Here is an 8,279-nt window from a genome sequence, read left to right as displayed (position 1 = left end):
TTCTCAGACTCTAGTTCCTGTAGCCTATCCGAGTTTGCCTGTTTGCTGCTGCCATTAGTGCACTACATCGGTTCTATGTGTCCTGTGATAGTCTTGTAGGACACAGTTGGTTATGTAGTTGTTTTTTTTTTTAATTATAAGGCGAACAACGAAAATTACACCCTTCTAATTGTCGGCAACGTTAGGTGTGTATAAAAAACAAAGAAAAACCTTAAACCGCAAAACTTTGCTCTTAATATTAATCTTAAAAACCGTTATTAGGACAGTTGTCTCCTTGCCTGCTATTAGGTTAGCTGCAACAATTCTCCCAGCATCAAATGTTAAATCTCCTTGTTGCTATTATTGTTCCGGCCTTCAGTGATGGTTATTCATTATCTGCCGTGTATCGCAAGCGGCTGATATATTTCCAGAAGGCCTTATCAAAGAGGGTGTCTATCCATAACGCATTGTTTAGTCAGTGGATTGGTAACTGAAAGCCAAGGGCGGTAGCGTGCCTGAAAGCGTGTGAATCAGCCTCGATTATTCTGTCAATAGCCAATGGATGAATAAGCTTTTTTTAGGACTGATGCCAGTTATATTTCTATTTGAACAACTGCATGCTGAAAGCCAAATCGACCCGGCTTATTTAATTGCACAGGATAATTACTCTGCCAAAGTGATAAATAATCAATGATGAAATCCAAAATGAAATTGATGCCATTATTGGTGTCTGTGACCTTGATGAGTGGTTGTACAGTCTTTCCCGGCAGCAATATGTCAACAATGGGTAAGGATGTGATCAAACAACAGGATGCTGATTTTGATCTCGACAAAATGGTGAATGTTTATCCACTGACACCACGTCTGGTCGAACAATTACGTCCACGTCCAAATGTTGCGCAGCCGAATATGTCTCTGGACCAGGAAATTGCCTCCTACCAGTACCGCGTAGGTCCGGGTGACGTGATTAACGTTACCGTGTGGGACCATCCGGAATTGACCACGCCAGCGGGCCAATACCGCAGCTCAAGCGACACCGGTAACTGGGTGCAGTCTGATGGCACCATGTTCTATCCCTATATCGGCAAAGTACACGTTGCCGGGAAAACCCTTGCCGAAATCCGTAGTGATATTACCGGCCGCTTAGCGCAGTACATCGCCGATCCGCAGGTGGACGTTAATATCGCCGCATTCCGTTCGCAAAAAGCCTATATCTCCGGACAGGTGAACAAATCTGGCCAGCAGGCCATCACCAACGTGCCGCTGACCGTGCTGGACGCCATTAACGCCGCGGGCGGCTTAACCGACGGTGCCGACTGGCGCAACGTCGTTCTGACCCATAACGGCAAAGAACAACGCATTTCTCTGCAGGCGCTGATGCAAAACGGCGACCTGACGCAGAACCGTCTGCTCTATCCGGGCGACATTCTGTATGTACCGCGTAATGACGATCTGAAAGTCTTCGTGATGGGTGAAGTGAAGAAACAGAGCACCCTCAAAATGGACTTCAGCGGCATGACCCTGACCGAAGCACTGGGTAATGCAGAGGGTATCGATCTCACCACCTCTAATGCCACCGGTATCTTCGTGATCCGTCCGCTGAAAGGCGAGGGCAGTGCGAAAGGCAAGATTGCCAATATTTACCAGCTGGATATGTCCGATGCGACTTCTCTGGTAATGGCAACGGAGTTCCGCCTCCAGCCTTATGACGTGGTGTATGTCACCACCGCACCGGTTGCCCGCTGGAACCGTCTGATCAACCAGTTGCTGCCAACCATCAGTGGCGTTCGCTACATGACGGATACGGCGCGCGACATTCATACCTGGTAATCCGCGATGTTTAATAAAATTCTGGTGGTATGCGTGGGGAACATTTGCCGTTCCCCAACGGCTGAGCGGTTGCTGAAACACTACCAGCCCGAGCTCACCGTCGATTCTGCAGGGCTGGGCGCGCTGGTCGGTAAAGGTGCCGATGAAAGCGCCGCGAGCGTGGCCCGCGATCACAACCTTTCTCTTGACGGGCACTGCGCCCGCCAGGTCACTGGCCGCATGTGCCGGGAGTATGACCTGATCCTGACGATGGAAAAACGCCATATTCACTCGCTATGCGAAATCGCACCGGAGATGCGCGGCAAAGTGATGCTGTTTGGTCACTGGGAAAACGAACGCGAAATCCCCGATCCCTATCGCAAAAGCCGTGAGGCCTTTGAGGCGGTGTATACCTTACTTGACCAGTCTGCCCGTCAGTGGGCGCAGGCACTGAAAGCTCAGCAGGGATAACAATGACAGAAAAAACAAAACCTTCTGCCGCCCCGATTTCGGGCAGTGATGAAATCGATATTGGTCGCCTGGTCGGCACCGTCATAGAGGCGAAGTGGTGGGTACTTGGGATCACCGCCGTGTTTGCCGCCGCGGCGATCGTCTATACGCTGTTTGCGACACCCATCTATAGCGCCGATGCGCTGGTGCAGATTGAGCAGAACACCGGCAACTCGCTGGTGCAGGATATTGGCTCTGCCCTGGCGAACAAACCGCCTGCCTCCGAGGCCGAAATTCAGCTGATCCAGTCGCGTCTGGTGCTGGGTAAAACGGTTCACGATCTGGGGCTTGATATCTCCGTCACCAAAAATACCTTCCCGATATTTGGTGCCGGCTGGGATCGCCTGACCGGGCACAGCAACGACACGGTAAAAGTTACCGACTTTGTGCTGCCGAAAGGGAGCGCGGATCAAACCTTTACCCTGACCGTGCTAGGGCCGAAGCAGTATCAGCTGACCAGCGACGCAGGCTTCAGCGCGCGCGGTGAAGTGGGGCAGATGCTGACAAAAGATGGTGTCAGCATGAAGGTGAGCGCTATTCAGGCGCAGGAAGGCAGCGAGTTTACCGTCACCAAATTCTCCACCCTGGGGATGATCAACAATCTGCAAAACAACCTGACGGTCACCGAAAATGGCAAGGACACGGGTGTCCTGAGCATGACCTTTACCGGTGAAGATAAAGATCAAATCCGCGAAATTCTCAACAGCATTACCCGCAACTACCTTGAGCAGAACGTCGAACGCAAGTCGGCTGAAGCGGCGAAAAGCCTGGCCTTCCTCGCCAGACAGCTCCCGGAAGTACGCGCACGTCTGGATGATGCAGAGAACAAACTGAACGCGTTTCGTCAGGATAAAGACTCCGTCGATCTGCCGCTGGAAGCGAAATCGGTGCTCGATTCGATGGTCAACATTGATGCGCAGCTTAATGAGTTGACCTTCAAAGAGGCGGAAATTTCTAAGCTCTACACCAAACGTCACCCGGCCTATCGCACGCTGCTGGAAAAACGTCGCACCCTCGAAGAGGAGAAAGCGAAGCTTAATGACCGCGTCACGGCGATGCCAAAAACGCAGCAGGAAATTGTGCGTCTGACCCGCGACGTGGAATCCGGCCAGCAGGTCTATATGCAGCTGCTGAACAAACAGCAGGAGCTGAAGATTACCGAAGCCAGTACCGTCGGCGACGTGCGTATTGTTGACCCGGCCATTACCCAGCCTGGCGTACTGAAGCCGAAGAAAGCGCTGATTATCCTCGGCAGCATTATCCTCGGCCTGATGCTCTCCATTGTTGGTGTGCTGCTGCGCTCGCTGTTCAACCGCGGTATCGAAAGCCCGCAGGTGCTGGAAGAGAATGGTATCAACGTTTACGCCAGTATCCCGCTCTCCGAATGGCAGAAGTCGCATGACCGGGTCAAAAGCGTCAAAGGCGTCAAGCGTTACAAACAGAGCCAGCTGCTGGCAGTGGGTAACCCGACGGACCTGGCAATTGAAGCGGTGCGCAGCCTGCGTACCAGTCTCCACTTCGCCATGATGCAGGCCAAAAACAACGTACTGATGTTAACCGGTGTCAGCCCGTCGATAGGTAAGACCTTTGTCTGTGCCAATCTGGCGGCGGTGGTCAGCCAGACCAATAAACGGGTGCTGCTGATCGACTGCGATATGCGTAAGGGCTATACCCACGAGCTGCTGGGGACCAATAACGTCAACGGTCTGTCGGAAATCCTGCTTGGCAAGGGTGAGATTAGCCAGAGCGCAAAACCGACCAGCATCCCGAAATTTGACCTCATTCCACGTGGTCAGGTGCCGCCAAACCCATCCGAACTGTTGATGAGCGACCGCTTTGCCGAGCTGGTGGAGTGGGCGAGCAAAAACTATGACCTGGTGCTGATCGATACACCACCAATTCTGGCCGTGACCGATGCGGCCGTGGTCGGTCGCCTGGCGGGAACCACGCTGATGGTGGCGCGCTATGCGGTGAACACCCTGAAGGAAGTGGAAACCAGCCTGAGCCGCTTCGAGCAGAACGGCATTGAGGTGAAAGGGGTGATCCTGAACTCCATCTTCCGCCGTGCGACCGGGTACCAGGATTACGGGTATTACGAGTACGAATATAAGTCTGACAGCAAATAACAATCCCCCTCACCCTAACCCTCTCCCGAGGGGAGAGGGAACTGCCCGGTGCAGCTATTCTCCCTCTCCCTTTGGGAGAGAGGCGGGGTGAGGGATCAGGGGAAGATCATGACCACACAACGCCCTTTAGTTTCTATTTATATGCCGACATGGAATCGTCAGCAGCTGGCGATCCGTGCAATCAAATCGGTGCTGCGCCAGGATTACGATAACTGGGAGCTGATCATTGTTGATGACTGTTCCTCTTCGTATGAGCAGCTGCAAAAGTTTGTCACTGACCTCAATGACCCGCGCGTCAGCTATACCCATAACGCGATCAACTCCGGGGCGTGTGCGGTGCGTAATCAGGCAATTATGCAGGCCAAAGGGCAGTATCTGACCGGCATCGACGACGATGACGAGTGGACACCAAACCGTCTGTCCATTTTCCTGTCGCACAAGGAACAACTGGTCACCCACGCTTTCCTGTATGCCAACGACTATGTCTGTCAGGGCGAGGTTTACTCGCAGCCTGCCAGCCTGCCGCTGTACCCGAAATCACCATACTCTCGCCGCCTGTTCTACAAGCGCAACATCATCGGCAATCAGGTGTTCACCTGGGCGTGGCGCTTTAAAGAGTGCCTGTTCGATACCGAACTGAAGGCCGCGCAGGATTACGACATCTTCCTGCGAATGGTGGTGGAGTATGGCGAGCCGTGGAAGGTGGAAGAGGCCACGCAGATCCTGCACATCAACCACGGGGAGATGCAAATCACCTCCTCACCAAAAAAATTCTCGGGTTACTTCCATTTCTACCGCAAGCACAAGGATAAGTTTGACCGTGCCAGCCGGAAGTACCAGCTCTTTACCCTCTATCAGATCCGCAATAAGCGGATGACCTGGCGTACCTTGTTGACGCTTTTTTCCGTGCGCAACGGCAAGCGACTGGCTGATGGACTGCGGGGGAAATAATGTTTCTGGAAGATTGCCGCGCTAACAGCTGGAGCCTGCGCCCGTGCTGCATGGTTCTGGCGTACCGCATCGCGCATTTCTGCTCGGTGTGGCGTAAGAAAAATGTTCTGAACAACCTCTGGGCGGCACCGGTTCTGGTGCTGTACCGAATTATCACCGAATGCATTTTTGGCTATGAAATTCAGGCTGCGGCCACCATCGGCCGCCGCTTTACCATTCACCACGGCTATGCGGTGGTCATCAATAAGTTCGTGGTCGCCGGGGATGATTTCACTATTCGTCATGCGGTCACCATCGGCAACCGGGGGCCGGAGAGCCTGGCCTGCCCGGTCATCGGCAACAACGTCGAGCTGGGGGCGAACGTGGTGATCATTGGCGACATTACCATTGGTAACAACGTCACGATTGGTGCAGGCAGCGTGGTGCTGGACAGCATTCCGGATAACGCGCTGGTAGTGGGCGAAAAAGCCCGCGTGAAGGTGATCAAATGAACATTCTGCAATTTAACGTCCGTCTCGCCGAGGGCGGGGCGGCTGGCGTGGCGCTGGATCTGCACCAGCGTGCGCTGCAAAAAGGGCTTCAGTCTCGTTTTATCTACGGCTATGGCAAAGGCGGTAAGAAAAGCGTCAGCCATGATATCTATCCGCAGGTGCACAAGCAGACGCCACGTCTGACGTCTGTCGCCAACATTGCGCTGTTTCGTCTGTTTAACCGCGATCTGTTTGGCAACCTGAACAACCTCTATCGTACGGTCACGCGAACCTCCGGCCCGGTTGTGCTCCATTTTCACGTGCTGCACAGCTACTGGCTGAACCTGCAAGAGGTGGTGACGTTTTGCCAGAAGGTACAGGCTCACAAGCCGGATACCCGCTTCATCTGGACGCTGCACGACCACTGGAGCGTGACCGGACGCTGTGCGTTCACCGACGGCTGTGAAGGCTGGAAAAACGCCTGCCAGAAGTGCCCGACATTAACCAATTACCCGCCGGTGAAAGTGGATCGCGCTCACCAGCTGGTGGACGGAAAACGTCAGCAGTTCCGCGATATGCTGTCGCTCGGCTGCACGTTTATCTCCCCAAGCCAGCATGTGGCCGATGCCTTCAACAGTCTGTATGGGGCAGGGCGGTGTCAGATCATCAACAACGGGATCGACGTGGCGACGGAAGCGATTCTGGCCGAGTTGACCCCGGTTGCGGAAACCGCAGGCAAACCGAAAATTGCAATCGTCGCGCATGACCTGCGTTACGACGGCAAAACCAACCAGCAGCTGGTGCGCGACATGATGGCGCTGGGTGACAAAATTGAACTGCATACCTTCGGCAAATTCTCGCCGTTCGATGGCGCTAACGTGGTGAATCACGGGTTTGAAACGGATAAGCGCAAGCTGATGAGCGCCCTCAACGGGATGGATGCGCTGGTGTTCAGCTCGCGCGTCGATAACTACCCGCTGATCCTCTGCGAAGCGCTCTCGATTGGCGTGCCGGTGATTGCCACCCACAGCGACGCGGCGCGTGAAGTGCTGGAAAAATCGGGCGGGAAAACGTTCGCGGAACAGGAGGTGCTACCGCTGGTGCAACTGCCGAAGCCGCAGATTGCGCAGGCCGTTTTTGGCACTGACCTGGAATCGTTCCGCAACCGCAGCCGCAAGGCCTACAGTGGACAACAGATGCTGGAGGAATATGTCTCGTTCTATCAGAGTCTGTAGTTATCTGCTGCTGCCGCTGATCTATCTGCTGGTCAATGTCAAAATTGCCCAGCTCGGCGAAAGCTTCCCGATAACCATTGTGACCTTCTTGCCCGCTCTGCTTCTGTTGTACGTCGATAAAATCAACCTCAAGAAGCTGATGATTGCCTTAGGGATGGGCTTTGGCCTGACGCTGTTTAACTACATCTTTGGCCAGTCGCTGGATCCCAGCAAGTACGTCACCTCTACCATGCTGTTTGTTTATATTGTCATTATTATTGGCATGGTCTGGAGTATTCGTTTTAAAACTATTTCTCCGCACAATTATCGGAAAATCCTCAGGCTCTTTTATATTGCCGTTGCGTTAATTGTTATGCTTGCTGCACTGGAAATGGCGCAAATTATTCTCACCGGTGGTAGCAGCCTGATGGAGATGATTTCGAAATATCTCATTTACAGTAACAGCTATGTACTGAACTTCATTAAGTTTGGCGGTAAGCGTACGACAGCCCTCTATTTTGAACCGGCGTTTTTCGCTCTGGCGTTAATCTCAATTTGGCTCAGCATCAAACAGTTTGGTATCAAAACCCCTAAGACCGATGCTATGATTCTTGCAGGAATCGTTCTGTCTGGTTCGTTCTCAGGGGTCATGACATTTATCCTGTTTTACCTCCTGGAGTGGGCATTCCAGTACCTGAACAAAGATGCGATTAAGAAAAAACTGCCGCTGGCGATCATCTCCCTGACGGTATTTTTAGTAGGCGTGATATTTGCATTCCCGTATATCTCAGAGCGTCTGGGAGATTTGGGAACGGAAGGCTCATCGTCCTATTATCGCATTATCGGGCCGCTGGTGATGGTGGGTTATTCCTTAACCCATATCGACGGTGTAGTAAGATTCGGCTCACTTTACGAATATGTTGCATCATTCGGAATCTTTAACGGTGCGGATGTCGGTAAAACCATAGACAATGGCCTGTATCTGTTAATTATTTATTTTTCGTGGTTCGCCGTACTGTTGACGCTCTGGTATCTGTTTAAAGTTTTCAAAATGATGATTAACGCGTTTGGGGATAACCAGAACTTTCGCGTGCAGCTTTATCTGTTTACGCCAGTGTCGCTGTTTTTTACGGGGTCAATATTTAGCCCGGAATATGCTTTCTTGATTGTCTGTCCGTTTATTCTGCGCAAAGCGCTTAATATTACGAACGTATGACGAA

The 8,279-nt window shown here is 52.6% G+C and carries 7 protein-coding genes; all 7 read left to right on the top strand.

Features of this window, described 5'->3' with window-relative positions:
* Window positions 1-669 precede the first annotated feature (669 nt).
* The 7 genes from APU11_RS13255 (at window position 670) to wcaD (ending at window position 8,275) form a co-directional block, all read left to right on the top strand.
* On the top strand, window positions 670-1,809 hold the full coding sequence (locus tag APU11_RS13255; RefSeq protein WP_014170829.1) for a polysaccharide export protein: 1,140 nt from the start codon (window positions 670-672) through the stop codon (window positions 1,807-1,809).
* 6 nt (window positions 1,810-1,815) lie between these two features.
* Complete coding sequence (gene wzb, locus APU11_RS13250; protein ID WP_020690185.1) at window positions 1,816-2,259, top strand: low molecular weight protein-tyrosine-phosphatase Wzb; 444 nt, start codon at window positions 1,816-1,818, stop codon at window positions 2,257-2,259.
* A gap of 2 nt (window positions 2,260-2,261) precedes the next feature.
* Window positions 2,262-4,424 carry a tyrosine-protein kinase Wzc gene (wzc, locus tag APU11_RS13245; protein ID WP_013097881.1) on the top strand — a complete coding sequence of 721 codons (2,163 nt, stop codon included), beginning with the start codon at window positions 2,262-2,264 and terminating at the stop codon, window positions 4,422-4,424.
* Between the two features lie 108 nt (window positions 4,425-4,532).
* Window positions 4,533-5,375, top strand: a complete 843-nt coding sequence (gene wcaA / locus APU11_RS13240) for a colanic acid biosynthesis glycosyltransferase WcaA (protein ID WP_013097880.1) — start codon at window positions 4,533-4,535, stop codon at window positions 5,373-5,375.
* Window positions 5,375-5,866 carry a colanic acid biosynthesis acetyltransferase WcaB gene (gene wcaB, locus APU11_RS13235; protein WP_013097879.1) on the top strand — a complete coding sequence of 164 codons (492 nt, stop codon included), beginning with the start codon at window positions 5,375-5,377 and terminating at the stop codon, window positions 5,864-5,866. The genes wcaA and wcaB overlap by 1 nt, the downstream gene beginning before the upstream one ends.
* Window positions 5,863-7,080 carry a colanic acid biosynthesis glycosyltransferase WcaC gene (gene wcaC / locus APU11_RS13230; RefSeq protein ID WP_058651719.1) on the top strand — a complete coding sequence of 406 codons (1,218 nt, stop codon included), beginning with the start codon at window positions 5,863-5,865 and terminating at the stop codon, window positions 7,078-7,080. The genes wcaB and wcaC overlap by 4 nt, the downstream gene beginning before the upstream one ends.
* Window positions 7,055-8,275 (top strand): colanic acid polymerase WcaD, encoded by a 1,221-nt coding sequence (wcaD, locus tag APU11_RS13225; protein ID WP_023622452.1) that lies wholly within the window; start codon window positions 7,055-7,057, stop codon window positions 8,273-8,275. Before wcaC ends, wcaD begins: the two co-directional genes overlap by 26 nt.
* Window positions 8,276-8,279 lie beyond the last annotated feature (4 nt).

Source organism: Enterobacter sp. 50793107 (assembly GCF_001463365.1).
Taxonomy (GTDB): Bacteria; Pseudomonadota; Gammaproteobacteria; order Enterobacterales; family Enterobacteriaceae; genus Enterobacter; species Enterobacter cloacae.
This window is presented reverse-complemented; position numbering and strand designations above follow the sequence as displayed.